At 61.6% G+C, this 17,047-nt stretch carries 14 protein-coding genes, 1 tRNA gene and 2 rRNA genes (1 of these 17 cut by a window edge); 14 read left to right on the top strand and 3 right to left on the bottom strand.

The window, feature by feature from the left end; all coding sequences use genetic code 11:
* The 11 genes from OU999_13340 to OU999_13290 all read left to right on the top strand — a co-directional run.
* Positions 1-1,751: ribosomal RNA gene (locus tag OU999_13340) — 23S ribosomal RNA — on the top strand; it begins 1,039 nt to the left of the window's first position.
* 137 nt (positions 1,752-1,888) lie between these two features.
* Positions 1,889-2,003: ribosomal RNA gene (gene rrf, locus OU999_13335) — 5S ribosomal RNA — on the top strand.
* Between the two features lie 121 nt (positions 2,004-2,124).
* Positions 2,125-2,201, top strand: a tRNA-Met gene (locus OU999_13330).
* 799 nt (positions 2,202-3,000) lie between these two features.
* A complete protein-coding gene (locus OU999_13325) occupies positions 3,001-3,387 on the top strand; it encodes a hypothetical protein (GenBank protein ID WAC22724.1) in 387 nt (128 codons plus the stop codon).
* A 3-nt stretch (positions 3,388-3,390) separates the two neighbouring features.
* Positions 3,391-4,380: a curlin gene (locus OU999_13320; GenBank protein WAC22723.1), complete on the top strand. Its 990-nt coding sequence runs from the start codon at positions 3,391-3,393 to the stop codon at positions 4,378-4,380.
* A 292-nt stretch (positions 4,381-4,672) separates the two neighbouring features.
* Entirely contained in the window at positions 4,673-7,075 is a 2,403-nt protein-coding gene (locus tag OU999_13315) for a hypothetical protein (protein WAC22722.1), read from the top strand.
* 75 nt (positions 7,076-7,150) lie between these two features.
* Positions 7,151-8,830 carry a hypothetical protein gene (locus OU999_13310; protein ID WAC22721.1) on the top strand — a complete coding sequence of 560 codons (1,680 nt, stop codon included), beginning with the start codon at positions 7,151-7,153 and terminating at the stop codon, positions 8,828-8,830.
* A 68-nt stretch (positions 8,831-8,898) separates the two neighbouring features.
* Positions 8,899-9,591 (top strand): hypothetical protein, encoded by a 693-nt coding sequence (locus OU999_13305; protein WAC22720.1) that lies wholly within the window; start codon positions 8,899-8,901, stop codon positions 9,589-9,591.
* A 1-nt stretch (position 9,592) separates the two neighbouring features.
* The gene (locus OU999_13300; protein ID WAC22719.1) at positions 9,593-10,339 is read left to right on the top strand and encodes a hypothetical protein; all 747 of its coding nucleotides are present in this window, start codon (positions 9,593-9,595) and stop codon (positions 10,337-10,339) included.
* Positions 10,320-10,721, top strand: coding sequence for a hypothetical protein (locus OU999_13295; GenBank protein WAC22718.1), 402 nt, complete (start codon positions 10,320-10,322; stop codon positions 10,719-10,721). The genes OU999_13300 and OU999_13295 overlap by 20 nt, the downstream gene beginning before the upstream one ends.
* 7 nt (positions 10,722-10,728) lie before the next feature.
* Positions 10,729-11,820, top strand: coding sequence for a helix-turn-helix transcriptional regulator (locus tag OU999_13290; protein ID WAC22717.1), 1,092 nt, complete (start codon positions 10,729-10,731; stop codon positions 11,818-11,820).
* Positions 11,821-11,827: 7 nt separating this feature from the next.
* Here the strand turns inward: OU999_13290 and OU999_13285 are convergent, their stop codons facing one another.
* Positions 11,828-12,226 carry a RidA family protein gene (locus OU999_13285; GenBank protein WAC22716.1) on the bottom strand — a complete coding sequence of 133 codons (399 nt, stop codon included), beginning with the start codon at positions 12,224-12,226 and terminating at the stop codon, positions 11,828-11,830.
* A gap of 76 nt (positions 12,227-12,302) precedes the next feature.
* On the opposite strand from OU999_13285, the gene OU999_13280 reads away from it, so the two are divergent.
* From OU999_13280 to OU999_13270, 3 genes are read left to right on the top strand one after another with little or no spacing between them, the layout of a single operon-like run.
* The gene (locus OU999_13280) at positions 12,303-13,160 is read left to right on the top strand and encodes a cytochrome b/b6 domain-containing protein (protein ID WAC22715.1); all 858 of its coding nucleotides are present in this window, start codon (positions 12,303-12,305) and stop codon (positions 13,158-13,160) included.
* On the top strand, positions 13,157-13,933 hold the full coding sequence (locus OU999_13275) for a molybdopterin-dependent oxidoreductase (GenBank protein ID WAC22714.1): 777 nt from the start codon (positions 13,157-13,159) through the stop codon (positions 13,931-13,933). Before OU999_13280 ends, OU999_13275 begins: the two co-directional genes overlap by 4 nt.
* 28 nt (positions 13,934-13,961) lie before the next feature.
* Positions 13,962-15,191 carry a cyclopropane-fatty-acyl-phospholipid synthase gene (locus OU999_13270; protein WAC22713.1) on the top strand — a complete coding sequence of 410 codons (1,230 nt, stop codon included), beginning with the start codon at positions 13,962-13,964 and terminating at the stop codon, positions 15,189-15,191.
* Here OU999_13270 and OU999_13265 read toward each other — a convergent pair.
* Together OU999_13265 and OU999_13260 are read right to left on the bottom strand one after the other, a co-directional pair.
* A complete protein-coding gene (locus OU999_13265) occupies positions 15,183-16,319 on the bottom strand; it encodes an MBL fold metallo-hydrolase (GenBank protein ID WAC22712.1) in 1,137 nt (378 codons plus the stop codon). The genes OU999_13270 and OU999_13265 overlap by 9 nt on opposite strands.
* Positions 16,319-17,026 carry a DUF1013 domain-containing protein gene (locus OU999_13260; protein WAC22711.1) on the bottom strand — a complete coding sequence of 236 codons (708 nt, stop codon included), beginning with the start codon at positions 17,024-17,026 and terminating at the stop codon, positions 16,319-16,321. Before OU999_13260 ends, OU999_13265 begins: the two co-directional genes overlap by 1 nt.
* Positions 17,027-17,047 lie beyond the last annotated feature (21 nt).

Genomic DNA, 17,047 nt, shown 5'->3' with positions numbered 1-17,047 from the left:
AAATCGTATCTAAGTGGGAAAGCATGTGGGATTTCCAAAACAACCAGGAGGTTGGCTTAGAAGCAGCCATCCTTTAAAGAAAGCGTAACAGCTCACTGGTCTAAATAAGAGATCCTGCGGCGAAAATGTAACGGGGCTCAAGATACGTACCGAAGCTTAGGGTGTGCGCAAGCACGCGGTAGCGGAGCGTTCCGTAAGCCTGTGAAGCGGGAGGGTAACCGACCGTGGAGGTATCGGAAGTGAGAATGCTGACATGAGTAGCGATAAAGAGGGTGAGATGCCCTCTCGCCGAAATCCCAAGGGTTCCTGCTTAAAGCTAATCTGAGCAGGGTGAGCCGGCCCCTAAGACGAGCCCGAAGGGGGTAGTCGATGGGAACCACGTTAATATTCGTGGGCCTGGTGGTGTGTGACGGATGGCGTAAGTTGTCAGGCCTTATTGGATTGGTCTGGCTTCGAAGTTGTCCCAGGAAATAGCCCCACCGTATAGACCGTACCCTAAACCGACACAGGTGGGATGGTAGAGTATACCAAGGCGCTTGAGAGAAGTGTACTGAAGGAACTCGGCAAATTACCTCCGTAACTTCGGGAGAAGGAGGCCCCACATATGGGCAACCACGTGTGGGGGGCACAAGCCAGGGGGTAGCGACTGTTTAGCAAAAACACAGGACTCTGCTAAGTCGGCTTCAAGACGACGTATAGGGTCTGACGCCTGCCCGGTGCTGGAAGGTTAAGAGGAGGAGTGCAAGCTCTGAATTGAAGCCCCAGTAAACGGCGGCCGTAACTATAACGGTCCTAAGGTAGCGAAATTCCTTGTCGGGTAAGTTCCGACCTGCACGAATGGCGTAACGACTTCCCCACTGTCTCCAGTACATGCTCAGCGAAATTGAATTCTCCGTGAAGATGCGGAGTACCCGCGGTTAGACGGAAAGACCCCGTGCACCTTTACTGCAGCTTCAGAGTGGCATTAGGAAAGAACTGTGTAGCATAGGTGGGAGGCTTTGAAGCGACGGCGCCAGCTGTCGTGGAGCCATAGGTGAAATACCACCCTGTTGTTTTCTGATGTCTAACCACGCACCGTTATCCGGTGCTGGGACCCTCTGTGGCGGGTAGTTTGACTGGGGCGGTCGCCTCCTAAAGAGTAACGGAGGCGCGCGATGGTGAGCTCAGGACGGTTGGAAACCGTCTGTTAGAGTGCAATGGCATAAGCTCGCCTGACTGCGAGACTGACGAGTCGAGCAGAGACGAAAGTCGGTCATAGTGATCCGGTGGTCCCTCGTGGAAGGGCCATCGCTCAACGGATAAAAGGTACGCCGGGGATAACAGGCTGATGATTCCCAAGAGCTCATATCGACGGAATCGTTTGGCACCTCGATGTCGGCTCATCACATCCTGGGGCTGGAGCAGGTCCCAAGGGTTTGGCTGTTCGCCAATTAAAGTGGTACGTGAGCTGGGTTCAGAACGTCGCGAGACAGTTTGGTCCCTATCTGCCGTGGGCGTCGATAATTGAGAGGAGTTGACCCTAGTACGAGAGGACCGGGTTGAACATACCTCTGGTGTACCTGTCATTGCGCCAGCAGTGCAGCAGGGTAGCTATGTATGGACGGGATAACCGCTGAAAGCATCTAAGCGGGAAGCCTCCCTCAAGATAAGTTATCATCGAGTCGTGGAAGACCACCACGTTGATAGGCCGGGTGTGGAAGTGCAGTAATGCATGGAGCTAACCGGTCCTAATTACTCTGTTCGCGCTTGAGAGTTCCACCATCAATGACAACATTGGTGACGGATGATTGAGCCGGATATTCGCCAGAACTACGCCTATAACTTGCCAGGAATGGCAGGACTTGAATGTAACAGCATCGATTAAAAACCATGTGCACCTGCTTCATTGCTTGGTGGCCATAGCGTCAGTGCCCCACCCGATCCCATCTCGAACTCGGCCGTGAAACCTGACTGCGCCGATGGTACTACCGCTTAAGCGTTGGAAGAGTAGGGCGTCGCCAGGCATTGAAGCCGGTGCGCATGGAAAAACCCATTCATGATGATCAAAAACCGCCCAGGCCAACACGCCAGGGCGGTTTTTTGCCCTCTAGGGCACACGTCCTCACAAGGACGCAAAGTTGGTGGCGCGGGATGGAGCAGCCCGGTAGCTCGTCAGGCTCATAACCTGAAGGTCGCAGGTTCAAATCCTGCTCCCGCAACCAACGCAGATCTTCACTAACAACTGCACGTACCATGTGCACGACAAGGCACAGCCAGCACATCTGTTCGCGGCCAATTCAGCGATCCGACACACCCAGCTGTTCTCAACCAACCATCTCCTCCAAAGCTTCGCTTCCGGAGACGATGGCACGCGTTTAGCGGACGCGCTGTCTGAAGGGTGCGCGTTCGATCCTGCGGACTGGGGGGATAGCGGACATGGGCGCTATCAGATGTGCAACTCATCCAAATCATGCCCCTCGCGTATCGATCGATATGCGACTGATCGGGCCGATAAGGACGTCACCGTCACCGTCCACGGTCTGACCCATCGAATTCCATCGCTGCAAGCCGTTGATTCACCGCCGCTTCCGCTGGAACCAGGCAGCACAAATGTAAGGTTCAGCTTTCCCTTTGTCTCGAAACCGGACAGATTGTAAAATCCCGTCGGTTTTGAACGACATATTCCCGAGTCTGGGTGCGCTCGGGCCCGCCCTTTTCGACTCTGCGTTAACCACCCAGATTGCCGGAAATGCGCGATTTCGGGTTCGTGCAAACCTTTGCAGATATGCCCTGCCAGGCCCAGATACCCCCAAAATGGATGTATTACATAGTCATTTTGCATTATTTTACACACTGTTAATCACCCCTAAGGTCCGATTAACAAAATTCGAGTCGCATGAATTTTATGCCAGTTGAGAGGTCAAAAGGCCTCCGGGGGCAAGCTGCAGGAGATAGGTTGTGCACTCGTACAGACGCACGGTCAGGGCCTTAACGGCGGTCTGGCTGGGAGCGGTCGCCATCATGGCACCGCTCGGTCAATCAGCCGTTGCACAGGACATCGTCTACCAGCCTGTCAATCCCAGTTTCGGTGGAAACCCATTCAATTCCAATCATTTGCTTGGCGTCGCCAACGCTCAGAATGATTTCACCAATCCTGCTACCAGCAGCAGCAGCTCGCAGGCCGACATCTTCGCCCGGCAGCTGCAGTCACGCCTTCTATCCGCCCTGTCGTCACAGATTGTTACCGCGATTTTCGGTGACAATCCGCAGGAAAGCGGCACGATCAGTTTTGGCGGTCAGACTGTCAGATTCATCCGCTCGCTCACCGAAGTGACGATCACGATCATCAATGACGATACCGGTGAAGAGACCGTGATCGTCGTTCCGACCTTTGTGGATGTCGACTGAGCCATGCGTTTCCCCATCATTCCCGGCCTGGCAGCCCTTTCGTTCGCCCTGATGGCAAGCGGTTGCACCACCGTTGGCGGCAGCGGCAAGGCTTTTCTGCCTGAAACCACCAGCTACGCCTATCTGCCCAACGCTACCCAGACCCAGTTGCTGCTGCGCGGTATCCCCAAGCCATCGCGCCAGGTTGCCGTGGCAGTGTACAGCTTCACGGACCAGACCGGCCAGTTCAAGCCCAGTGCCACCGGCCAGACCCTCTCGCGTGCGGTCAGTCAGGGCGGAGCCTCGGTGCTGGTCAAGGCGCTGCAGGATGTCGGCGACCGTTCCTGGTTCACGATTGTCGAGCGCGAGAATCTGAAGAACCTGCTCAACGAGCGCCAGATCATCCGCGAAATGCGCGAACGGTATCTGGGCGAGCGCGCGGTCAATCCCGATGCGCTGCCCGCGCTGCTGTTCGCCGGCGTCCTGCTGGAAGGCGGCATCATCGGCTATGACAGCAACACGCTGACCGGCGGCGCAGGCGCTGCTTTCCTGGGCATCGGCGGACGCACCGAATATCGCCAGGACACGGTGACGGTCTATCTGCGCGCGGTATCGGTGCGCACTGGCGAAGTGCTGACGACGGTCACCGCATCCAAAACGATCGCGTCGCAGGCGTTCGGCGCCAGCGCCTTCAAGTTTGTCGCATTCCGCGAGCTGCTCGAAGCCGAAGCCGGTTTCACCACCAACGAGCCCGATCAGCTTGCGTTGCAGCAGGCGATCGAAAAGGCGGTCTATGCGCTGGTGATGGAAGGCGTCGAGCTGCGCCTCTGGGATTTCGCGGATCGCGACTCCGGCATGGCCAGGCTGCTGCAATATCAGCAGGAACGCGATGGAAAATTCACACCGGGACAGGTTCAGCGCGCCGAGGAAAAGGCACGCAAGCTGGCCCCGATGAAGGTGAAGGACAGAAAAACGAACGGGAAGAAAAGCGAGGTAAGCTCGGAAATCAACTGACAAGCTATGCCCTGCGTCACAGCTAGCGGCGTGGATGCAGGCGCAACTCAGGAGCGGCGATGCCCCCCGAATGGGGGGCAGAAATGCTCCAGGATCGCGAACAAGAGCCGGAGCCGGTCAGGCGGCATTCGGAACTGACATAAAGACCTGACAAAACTCGCGCACCGGAGCTGCAACTCCGATGCGCGAGCATGACAACAATGAGTGCGTGTGAAACAATCATGCTGACCCCGGCGGCAATGCTGCTTCCGGAGCAGCATGGTTATGACCCTTGAACAGAGGATTATCAACCATGAAGACCTCCATTTACACCTCGGTCTCGGCGCTTGCGCTGATGATCGGCATGCCGGCAGTGGCACAGACCGTCGTCAACAACAGCTCGACGATCACGCAGAGCGGCGCGCAGAATAGCGCCGATGTCAGCCAGCTTGGCAGCAATGCCACGTCGGTCGTCACGCAGAGCGGCGCTGGAACGACGACTAGCCGCAACACGGTCGAAGTCGACCAGGCAGGGAACAGCTCGGATTCGGAAGTTACTCAGTCGGGTGGTGCGGGCAACGTCGCCAAGGCCAATCAGACCGGCGACAGCGAGTCGGACATCGTTCAGTCCGGTGCTCTCAACACGGCTGAAGTGACGCAGAACGGTGCCGGCAACAAGTCCAACGTGCTTCAGAACCGCAACGAGAACAACGCCACGGTCGGCCAGTCCGGTGACGACAACACTTCGCTCGTCGACCAGGATTCGCTCGCTCCGGGTGCCACTGCAAGCGTGTCGCAGGTCGGTGATCGCAACGATTCCACCGTACTTCAGGACGCGGCAGCCGAAGCCTCAATCGCGCAGACCGGCAATGACAACAAATCGACGGTGACCCAGACGGTGGACTCTGCTGGCGCCACCGCCAACGTGACGCAGTCGGGCGACGAAAACCGTTCGACGATCACCCAGTCGGCCGATGCTACGGCGACGGTGATCCAGAACGGCGTCGATAGCTATGGAATCGCACCGCCGAACAACGATTCGTTCATCACCCAGACCGCCAACAACGCGACCGCTCTGGTCAAGCAGACCGGCGAACTGAACCTCTCGAACGTCACTCAGAATTCGGCTGCAAACGCGACTGTGACCCAGCTGGGCGTATTCAACCGCTCCACGGTCAATCAGACTGCAGGCGCGGCAGGTGCTGTAGCAACGGTGACACAGACCGGTAACCCTTCGTTGGGCGGCCCCGGTGTCGGTCAGGGCGACAATCTGTCTACCGTCACCCAGTCGGCGGCTTCCACCGCAACCGTGACCCAGCTGGCGAACGTTCCGACCAACGGCTTCCCGTCGAACAGCTCGTCCGTCAATCAAAGCGGTGTCGGTTCTGATGCCATTGTCGGTCAGACTGGCGATGGCAACGTCTCGATCGTCGAGCAGGCTGCAGACGACGCGGATGCGCTGGTTTCGCAGAATGGCCTGAACAACACATCGAGTGTAACCCAGACCGCAACCGCAGACGGCGCAAAGGCAGACGTGACCCAAACGGGCAACGGCAATGCTTCCACCGTGACCCAGTCGGCCGACGCTGATGCATTTGTCGTCCAGACTGGCAATGCCAACGCCTCGACGATCACGCAGAGCTCTGTCGCCATTGCCGATGTCAAGCAGAACAATGCCCAGAACGACAGCACCATCAACCAGTCGGGTGCTGGCGCAAACGCAAAGGTCGTCCAGACCGCTGTGGAATCGGGCAATGGTACCCGCATCCGCAATGCATCGGGCTTTGACGATCCCGCCGGTGACACCGTCCGGAGCAACTTCTCCAACATCCTCCAGAGCGGAGCTGGCACCACTGCAGAAGTGACGCAGACCGGTGACCTCAACCGTTCGGGACTGGTGCAGTCGGGCGCGGGTGCTTCGGCCACGCTGACCCAGTCGGGTATCTTCAACAACTCGCAGATCAACCAGAGCGGTGATGCGACGGCGGTTGTGACCCAGGGCGGCAACTATGGTGACAATCGTTCCGAGATCACCCAGACCGCTGCCAATGCTTCGGCCACGGTCAGCCAGCTGGGCAACACGACGTCCAATGGTGCGGACTTCCCGACCAACACGTCGCTGATCTCGCAGGACAGCGCCGCGACGGCGAGCGTCACCCAGACCGGAAGCCAGAACGTCTCGACGGTCACGCAGAATGCCGGTGCAACTGGTGCAGAAGCGGTCGTTATCCAGACGACCACGCCTGTGGGCATCGGTTCGTTTGATGAAGATAACACATCGTCGATCACGCAGTCTGCTGACTCCAGCGCGTATGTCGAACAGATCGGTCAGAAGAACAGCTCGACCGTGCTGCAGTCGGCAGCCAACACCGCAGTCGGCAACGGCCTGCTCTATGCTGTCGAAGTTCGTCAGCTCGGTCAGGACGGTGCATCGTTGGTCGAACAGACTGGCGGTAGCGGCAACGAAGCCAAGGTGACCCAGACCTCTGGTTCCAGCCTGGCCGACTCGTCGATCATCCAGACGGGTGCCGACAACTTCGCCAACGTGACGCAGGATGGCATCAGCAACGAGTCCGATATCCTGCAGAGCGGCAACGCCAACGTTGCGACCGTCATGCAGGGTGGCAACGACAATCTGTCGACGATCACCCAGTCGGGCAGCAACAACACGGCGACCGTGATGCAGAACGTGCCTGCCGCGCCGCCGGTAAACTGATCTGAAGGACGGCCGGCTGGCGCAGGCATGCCTGACGCCAGCCGGTATTCCCTGCTCAAATTTTAGGAATTCGAAATGAAAAAGCTTCTTCTTGCCGGCGCATCTTCGCTGGCGATCTTCGCCCTCGCTCCGGCGATGGCGCAGACGGTCAACAATCAGTCGACCGTCACTCAGACCGGCACCAATGGCGGCGCGACCGTGGGCCAAAGCGGCACCAATGGTGTCTCGGTCGTCACTCAGGGCGGCAACACCAACAACGCGACGCTGACCCAGTCGGGCAACAAGAACGACTCGTCGATCGTGCAGGACAACGGTACCGGCAGCAGCGACGACAACAACACCGCTACGGTCATCCAGTCGGGCAGCGAGAACATCTCGAAGGTGTCGCAGACCAATGATTTTTCGACCGCCCGCGTCGAGCAGTCGAACTTCAGCAACGATTCGGATGTGTCGCAGAGCGGCGATCTCGATGTTGCCAATGTCACTCAGAGCGGCGACGACAACGAATCCGACGTCGTCCAGACTGGCGACCTGAACACCGCTGCCGTGCTGCAGAGCGGTGACAAGAACAAGTCGACCGTCACGCAGACCAGCGGTCTCAACCAGGCGCTGGTCAATCAGAGCGGTGATCTCAATACCTCGACCCTGACCCAGCAGGGCGTGGGCGCGAATATCGCCAATGTTGCCCAGTCGGGCAACAGCAACATCTCGGATGTTGTGCAGGGTGGAGCCGGTAACGGCGTCGGCAGCACGGCTGCTGCGGGTGTTCTCCAGCTCAGCGATGGCAATACCGCAACGGTGCGCCAGGCCGGTGGCCTGCACGAAGCCAATATCACCCAGAAGGGCGCGAACAATAACCGTGCGTTGATCGACCAGGGAGCCAATCTCAGCTCTGACCATACTGCCAGGGTTCTGCAGGACGGTCGTGCAAACCGCACGGAGATCACGCAGCGCGGCTTCAACGAGGACGCCGTCGTCAACCAGACGGGTGATGACAACCGTGCATTCGTCAATCAGGGCGGTGATATCGGTCGCGACCACAATGTCCTGGTCAACCAGGGCGGCGACAACAACGAAACCAACATCCAGCAGCGTGGCAACAACCAGTTGGCCAATGTCACGCAGGACGGTGCTGGCGGTCTCGCCAATGTCGATCAGGGCCAGGACAATGTCTTCGGTTTCCTGCGGGGTGACAATCAGGTCGCCACGATCACTCAGGGACCGGCCGGTAACAACAATACCGCGCGCACCTTCCAGCGCGGCGACAACCAGACGGCGTTCATTTCACAGGTCGGTACGCAGAACAATGGCGGCACCAACCCGGCCGTCTTCGGTGCCGAAATTCGCCAGGGTGGCAATGGCGGCAGCGGCAACGAAGCCCGGATCGAGCAGATTTCGGACTTCAACCGTGCCTTCACCAACCAGCAGGGCACCAGCCTTTCGGCCAATGTTCGGCAGGATGGCACTGGCGGCAGCAACACCAGCTTCATCGACCAGTCCGGCAACGGCGGATCGGTGGCGCTGAACGCCGATGTGGTCCAGAGCGGTCTGGGTAACGACTCGAGCATCGACCAGGATGGCACCAGCCAGACGGCCGAAGTGAAGCAGCTCGGCAACGACAACGACTCGTTCATCACGCAGACGGGTACGGGTCATGTCGCTGAAGTGACCCAGAACTCCAGCCTGAACGACTCGTTCGTGACCCAGTCGGGCACGGGTATGGTCGCTATCGTGACCCAGGGTGCACCCAACTGACACCCGATGACCTGAGGGGCAGCGCCGCGACTGCGGGGCTGCCCCAAGGGCACTACAGGAGAGCTTCGATGCGCACACATTCTGCCAGGCTGGCCATCGCCGCGATGATGGTTCTGGGGGCACAGACGGTGCAGGCGCAAAGCAGCCCGGCCGATCCCTGCGCCGGGTCCACAGGGGGTGCCTGCACCACGGCCGCGCTCGCGCAGCCGATCGAACTTGCCCGGCCGACACCGCTTCGCACCAGCGCCTATATCGCGCAGATCGGCGATGCGAACACGGCCAGCATCACACAGAATTCCACCCGCCAGTTCGCCCGGATCGGGCAGGACGGCGACAACAACTCTGCCAAGGCAACCCAGAACGGGGCCGGCAGCGCCTATCTTGAGATCGACCAGGCCGGATTGCTCAACACGTTCGTGTCGAACCAGAGCGCGCAGGATGGCGGCGGCAATATTGCGGTCGTCGCGCAGCAGGGCGAGAGCAATATAATCTTGCTTGATCAATCCGCTAGCGCCGGTAGTGTCAACACCGCCATGCTTGCGCAACAGGGATCAGGCAACCAGATGCAACTGGGACAGAACGGGTCGGACAACCGGGCCGAGCTGGTCCAGTTGGGTGACAATAACGCCATGACCGCAACGCAGAATGGATCGGCCAATCAGCTGCGCTGGGTGCAGAACGGCAGCGGGCTGTCTGATCTGCAGATCGTGCAAAGCGGCAACCAGGCGATGTCGATCACGCAATCCAACGGGGGCACCTGACATGGCGAGGCCGGGTTTCCTGCGGCTGCACCTGCCCACCGGTCGCGAAATCGCGCGCTTTGCCGTGCTCAGCCTGATCGTGCTGGTCGCGATCGCATCGACCCAGCTTCTCCCCATTGCCTCCGCCCAGGACAGCGCCGACGCCAAGAGCGAGGCGGATGCGCGCGAGACCGCTGATCGCAGCGCTGCCGTCGCGACCGATCAGGCCTCGTCGCCCGACCGATCGCTGGCGGTGCAGCCGATCGACACGGGCAGCAGCGACAGTGCAGGCCTGACTTCGGGTTTCCAGCTTTCCTCACCATCGGGCAACCCCGCCCCGCCCCGCCAGCTCAGCGCGGCAGGCCAGGATGCAGGCCAGCTCGGCGCGCAGAAGCTGGAAGGCCAGGATGTGTGCGACGATGCGCTGCCAGGCTCCGGCCCCGATATCTGCGCCCGCCCGATCGAGACGCGCGCCGGCGAGTTTGCCGGACGTCAGAAGCCCCAGCTGTCCGCCGAACAGCGGCTGCTGGCACAGCAATATTCCGGCATTGCCGGCGGCGATGCCACCGATGCGACGGCGCGACGGCTGGGGGCCGGCCGCACCGCCGATCTCAGCAATGACGATCTGGCCATTGCGGCGGTCGTCACCGCCGCACAGACGGCCCAGAACCCTCCCGCCGAAGAAGAGGCCACCGACATCCCGGCCGATGCCACCAATGCGATCGATGCGATTTTGGGAGCGATCACCAATGCACCGCAGCCCCGATAATGCGTCATGGATTGCAACCCTGCTTGCCGCCTCCGCCACCCTGGCCGCAGCCCCTGCAGCAGCGGGGCATGAGGTGATGGCCGCCGTGCTTCCCCAGGATCAGCCCGTGACACTGGTCGTCGAAAAGGACGGCGCGCTGATCGATGCCAAGGTGATGGCTGCCGCGCCCTGCCAGTGCGGCGGACGCTTCCGCATCGAATCGCGGTCGGGCACGTCGAACAATTCGGTCAACACCAGCAGCTTCGGCACGATCGAAGAGGCGGGCCGGGTGCTCAGCCATGTGCGGTTCGGCGGGTCGGCCGACTGGAGCATTCGGCTGACCGTCTCGATCGACGGCCGCGACGATTATGTCATCACGCGCAGTTCGAATCCGGGACAATAGACGCCCGATGATCGTTCTTTCCAATCGGTTCGACAGGCTTGACGAATTCATCGCCGATGCGGCGATGGGCCGCTGCAGCTGGTCCGAAGCCCTGGCATCGATGGCGCCGATGATCGGCGCGGACGGGATTTCGATGGATCTGATGTTCGGCGACAACCGGATGGTGCGGTCGCTGGGGGCGTTCGGGTTCGATCAGGCGATGATCGATGCCTATGCAGACCATTACCACCGCATCGATCCGCGCATCATCTATGCCCAGCGTTATGCCAGCCATGGCGTGATCTTTGACGATGAGCTGCGCCGACCCGATACGGCGGACGAGCATCAGGAATTCTGGCAGTGGCTGGAACAGTCCAGCGCGCCGACCGAAGCATCTATGCTGGTCATGCCCTGTGTCGGCGATACCCGGGTCGGGCTGGCGGTCCACCGTGCCAAGGGCGGCAGTGACCATACCGATCTGGTCCAGTTCTATCAGCGCTTCTATGACAAGTTCAACGCCATCAACGTGCTGCTGCAGCAGCAGCCTGGAACGAACGAGGTAAGCCAGGGGCCGATTTATCCGCTGCGCAACATCGATTGCTTTGCCTTTGATGTGGATGAAGAGATGCGCATCGCGTCGGAAGATTTCGTGTCGGATCGGGTGATCCGCTTTCGCCTGGCTTTGACCGGACTGGCGCATCTTGATGACGAGGGCATGCTGGGGGACCTGCTGCCCGATTTCCACACGGCGCTTTATGGCATGCTGCAGAACGCCTTTCCGCAGACCGGGCTGGAGCTGACTTTGAAGACCCCGCTGGCCGATACCATGGCCCGCGTATCGCCGCTGCCGCAGACCGCCAATCTCCGAAGCGCCCGGGTCAGCGTGACCTATCTCAAGCACCGCACAGAGGCCGAGAAGGTCTTTGTCGGCGCCTTCGGACTGACCCGGCGGCAGGCCCAGCTGCTTGATGTGCTGCGGCGGGTCTATGCGCTCGACGAGGCTGCTGCGCTGATGTCGATCAGCCGCAATACCGCGCGCGTGTTCCTGGCGCAGATTTTCGAGCGCACCGGCATCCGGCGCAAGGTCGATCTGCTGCGCCTGGCCGACAGCTTCGCCTGAAGCCGGTTCAGCCTTCCCCCGCCAGCGCGATCACATCGATCTCCACCATCAGTTCGGGCAGCGCCAGCGCGCGGACCTCGACAATCGTGTCGGCGGGCCAGGGCGGGGTGAAATAGCGTCTGCGCGCTTCCACGATCGCGGGGAAATGGCCCATGTCCGTGAGATAGATCGTCACCTTGATGATACGGCTGCGGTCGCTGCCGCCTGCCGCCAGGACGCGGTCGATATTCGCGAAGGTTGCTGCCAGCTGCGCCTCGAAATCATCGATCCCCACGATCGCGCCGGTCTCGTCGATCGCCGCCTGGCCGGAGAGGAACAGCAGCCCGCCCGCCTTCCAGCCCGGCGATATGGCATAAGGTTCGAGCGGATCGGGGGTCATCGAGATGACCTGAGCTGGGGCGGGCATGACATTCGGCCTTTCGTCGCGTAAGAACAGGGACGGATTCGCACAAGGACTGTAACCTTATGGCCATGGATTGCGAATGACCGATATGATAGCCGCCCTCGACTCTGCCGACCCTGTTGCCGTGCCTCTGGCGCAGCCGGAGGTCGCGCCGCCCGTGGCCGAGCCCGATCACAGCCACGCCGTGACGACGCGCATCTGGCACTGGGTCAATCTGGTATCGCTGATCACATTGTTCATGTCCGGGCTGATGATCTTCAACGCGCATCCCCGGCTCTATTGGGGCGAGTTTGGCAATCGCGACGAGCCGGCCTGGCTGGTGATCGGCCAGCAGGGCCCGCGCGGCTTTCTGGAAATCGGCGGCAACCGGGTTGATACCACAGGGGTGCTCGGCCGCTACGAGGATGGCGAAGGCCAGATGCGCAGCCGCGCCTTTCCCGGCTGGGTAACAATCCCCAGCGATTACAATCTCGCCGATGCGCGCCACTGGCATTTCTTCTTCGCCTGGATCTTCGCTTTCGGGCTGCTGTTCTTCATGATCTTCAGCCTGTTCAACGGCCATATCCGGGGGATGATCGCGATGCGTGCGGCGGAATGGCATCCGCGCGCGTTGTGGCGGACGATTGTCGATCACGCCCGGTTCCATTTCCACACCGCGCCGGGAGAGGCGTATAATCCGCTGCAGAAGCTGAGCTATATCGCGGTCATCTTCATCCTGCTTCCACTGATGATCGTCACCGGCCTTGCGATGTCGCCGGGCACCGATGCCGCGCTGCATTGGCCCAGCATGATGTTCGGTGGGCGGCAGACCGCGCGTTCGCTGCATTTCATCATCGCCTTTTCGCTGATCGGGTTCATGGCCCTGCACGTTGCCTTGGTGATCGTGCACAAGCCGCTTGCCCTGTTGCGCGGCATGACGATCGGACACCGGTCATGAATGAGGTGAAGAGCCCCCTTGTCCTCACCCGCCGCGCGCTGGTCGGCTCGCTCGCGGTCGCCTCGGGCGGGCTGCTCAGCGGCTGCGATGCGCTTAACGCCAATCAGGGCTGGCGCGATACGCTGCGGCTGGCGGAAACGGGCAACATGGCCGTGCAGCGCGCATTGCAGGGGCAGCACCGGCTGGCGCGCGAATATGCACCCCGCGATATCGGCCGCTCGGTCCCCGCCAATGGCACGCGGGCGCCGACCGACGCGGATTACCTCAAGCAGGCTGCCACCGCGTTTTCCGACTGGACGCTGACCATTGACGGGCTGGTCGAAAGGCCGACGCGCTTTGCGCTCGGCCAGATCCGGTCCATGCCCCGGCAGACGCAGATCACCCGGCACGATTGCGTCGAGGGCTGGAGCGCGATCGGCAAATGGACCGGGGTCAACCTCGCCCATCTGCTCGACAAGGTGCAGGTCAAGGACAGCGCGCGCTATCTGGTCTTCCACTGCGCCGACACCCTGCGCGCCGGGCCCTATTACGAGAGCATCGACATGGTCGATGCGCGCCATCCGCAGACGATGATGGCCTGGGCGCTCAACGACGAGCTGCTGCCGATCGGCAATGGTGCGCCGCTGCGCCTCAGGGTCGAGCGGCATCTGGGCTACAAGCACGCCAAATATGTCCGCCGCATTGAGGCGGTGGCCGACTATCGCCTCGCCTATGGCGGGGGCGGGGGCTATTGGGAAGATGCAGCGGGCTATGAATGGTATGCTGGCATTTGACCGTTCCATCCCCATCTAGTGGCTTGTCATGGCATTGATGGACCGCTTTCTGGGCCGGATCGTCCGGCAGGGTGTGCTGGAACTGACCGATCATCTGGGCCGCACCCGCAGCTTTGGCGCGCCGACCCCCGGCTTTCCCGATGTCGCGGTGCGCCTGGCCGATGCCGATGTCGCGCGCTTCATCGCCATGCGACCGCGCCTGGGCGCTGGCGAGGCCTATATGGACGGCCGGCTGATCATCGAGCGCGGCGATATCATGCAGCTGATCGCGCTCGTCCGCGCCAATGCGCCATGGGACAAGGGCGGCGACCTCAAGCCGAAAGGGCCGCTGCGCAGGATAGCCAAGGCGCTCGGCGGCCGCATCGACCAGATCAATCCGGCAGGGCGTTCGCAGCGCAACGTGGCGCATCATTACGATCTCGACGACCGGCTCTACGACCTGTTTCTCGATGCCGACAAGCAATATAGCTGCGCCTATTTCACCGATCCTGCGAACCCGCTGGAACAGGCGCAGGACGACAAGAAGGCGCATATCGCCGCCAAGCTCGCGCTGCGACCCGGCCTCAAGGTGCTCGATATCGGCTGCGGCTGGGGCGGCATGGCGCTGTATCTGAACCGTATCGCCGATGTCGATGTGCTCGGCATCACGCTCTCGCACGAGCAGCTCAAGGTCGCGCGCCGCAGGGCCGAGGAGGCAGGCGTTGCCGACCGGGTCACGTTCGAGCTGATCGATTATCGCGCGCTCACCGGCACGTTCGACCGGATCGTCTCGGTCGGCATGTTCGAACATGTCGGCGTGCCGCAATACGAGACATTCTTCCAGCAGTGCCGCAAGCTGCTGGCGCAGGACGGGGTGATGCTGCTCCACACCATCGGGCGGCTGGGCGGCCCCGGCGCGACCGATGCGTTTACCAGCAAATATATCTTCCCCGGCGGCTATATTCCGGCGCTGAGCGAGATCGTGCGCGCCAGCGAACCGGCGCGACTGATCGCCACCGATGTCGAGACGCTGCGGCTGCATTACGCGCATACGCTGCGCCTGTGGTATCAGCGGACGGTAGAGAAACAGGCGGAGATCGAGGCGCTGTACGATGCGCGCTTCTTCCGGATGTGGACCTTCTATCTCGCCGGTGCGACCGCTGCGTTCGAACATGGCGGGATGTGCAACTATCAGGTGCAGTTCGCGCGCAGCCGCCACGCGCTGCCGATCATCCGTGATTACATGGCGGAGGCCGAAGCCCGCTACCGGTCAGGCTGAATACCAGGCGACTCCATCGCGCACGGTGCAGCGGGCGCGCCCGGCATATTCGAGATAGCGCAGATGCGCCAATGCCTCGCCGGTGGCGATGCCGTAGACGCTTTCATCGACCTTGCGCGCGAACAGGATGCCGAAGGTATCGACGGCGCGCATCTCGCGCTCCTTCAGCGCCGCTTCCAGCGCATCGAGCCGGTCGTGATGTCCTTCGGCCAGCGCATCAAGGCGCGCGTGCACGCCGGTAAAGGGAAAGCCGTGCGCGGGCAGGATCAGCTCGTCGCCGGTGAGCGCGGTGCGGAATTTGGCGATGCTGTCGAGCCATTCGTGCAACGGGTCCGCAGTGGGCTCGCTCGCCATGATCGAGACGTTGCTGGTGATGCGCGGCAGAATCTGGTCGCCCGCGATGACGATCTGGCCGGCCTTGTCGACCAGACACGCATGTTCGGGCGTATGGCCGCCACCGGTCATCACCGTCCAGCGCCGGTCGCCGATCTCTATCTCGGCGCGATCGTCCATGCGCACATGGCCGATCGGCAGCTGCGAGACCATCCGCGCGAAATTGCCCCAGCCCCTGGCGCGCATCTCGTCGAGCCGCTTGTCGTCCCATCCGGCGCGGCGCATCTGGTCGATGGCCTCTTCCGGCGGCTGCTCGCGCACATCGGCGGTCAGCATCCGCGCCATCAGCCATTCGGTGCGGTTCATCCAGAGCGGCACGTTGAAGCGGCGGCAAAGCCATCCCGCCGCGCCGACATGATCGGGATGGAAATGGGTGACGATGACGCGCGTGATGCGGCGGCCCTGCAGCCCTTGCGCAAACAGCGTCTTCCACGCATCGGTCGAGGCCGGCATGTACAGCCCGGTATCGACAATGGCGACGCCTTCGCCCTGGTCGTCGCGGTCGTCGAGCAGCCAAATGTTGATATGGTCGAGCGAGCCCGGAACGGGCAGACGGGTCCAGCCAAGGCCCGGCGCGATGGCAAAATATTCGCCATAGCCGGGCGCATGATCGCCCAGCGGATAGGTCAGCCCGCGAAACTCCTTGGGCTCAAGCCCATGGTCGGCGAGCGACGCGTCATAAGCGGGCGGCCCGGAGCGCGTTGCCAGCTCTTCCGGGGCCGCCACGTCGTCCATCAGCCGTTCTGGTCTTCGCTGGCGGCTGCGTCATCGCCCAGCAGCGCCGATTCGATCGCGGCCTCGCGCGCAGCATCCTCGGCGGCGCGGTTGGCGGCTTCGCGCTCGGCGCGCAGTTCCTCGATCAGCGCCTCGCGGTCGCCGCCCAGACGGGTGTCGGTCGGCGCCTGTTCGGCGATGCCGGCCTTCTTGGCGGCCTTGCCGACGATCGCGTCCAGCTCGCGCTGCGAGCACAGGCCCAGGGTCACCGGGTCCTTGGGCTGGATGTTCGAGATGTTCCAGTGGCTGCGGTCACGGATCGCAGCGATCGTGTTGCGCGTGGTGCCGATCAGCTTGCCTATCTGCGCATCGGAGATTTCCGGATGGTTGCGCAGGATCCAGGCGATGCCGTCGGGCTTGTCCTGGCGCTTGGAAACCGGCGTGTAGCGCGGGCCCTTGGTGCGGCGCACCTGGGCGGGGCCGGCGATGATCTTCAGGCGATAGTCGGAATCGGCCTGGCCCTTCTCGATTTCCGCCATGGTTAGTTCGCCCGCGCGCACCGGATCGCGGCCGGTATATTTGCTGCTGGCCAGGTCGTCGGCCATCGCCTGGACTTCCAGAATGTGCAGGCCGCAGAAATCGGCAATCTGTTCGAAGCTGAGGCCGGTATTGTCGACCATCCAGGATGCGGTCGCGTGCGGCATCAGCGGCTGGGGGTTGGCAGACATGCGCGTTCCTTTGCAAAAAAA

It is taken from the genome of Blastomonas sp. SL216, assembly GCA_026625625.1.
GTDB lineage: Bacteria > Pseudomonadota > Alphaproteobacteria > Sphingomonadales > Sphingomonadaceae > Blastomonas.
The sequence above is the reverse complement of the archived record's forward strand: the minus strand, read 5'-3'. Positions and strand labels throughout refer to the sequence as shown.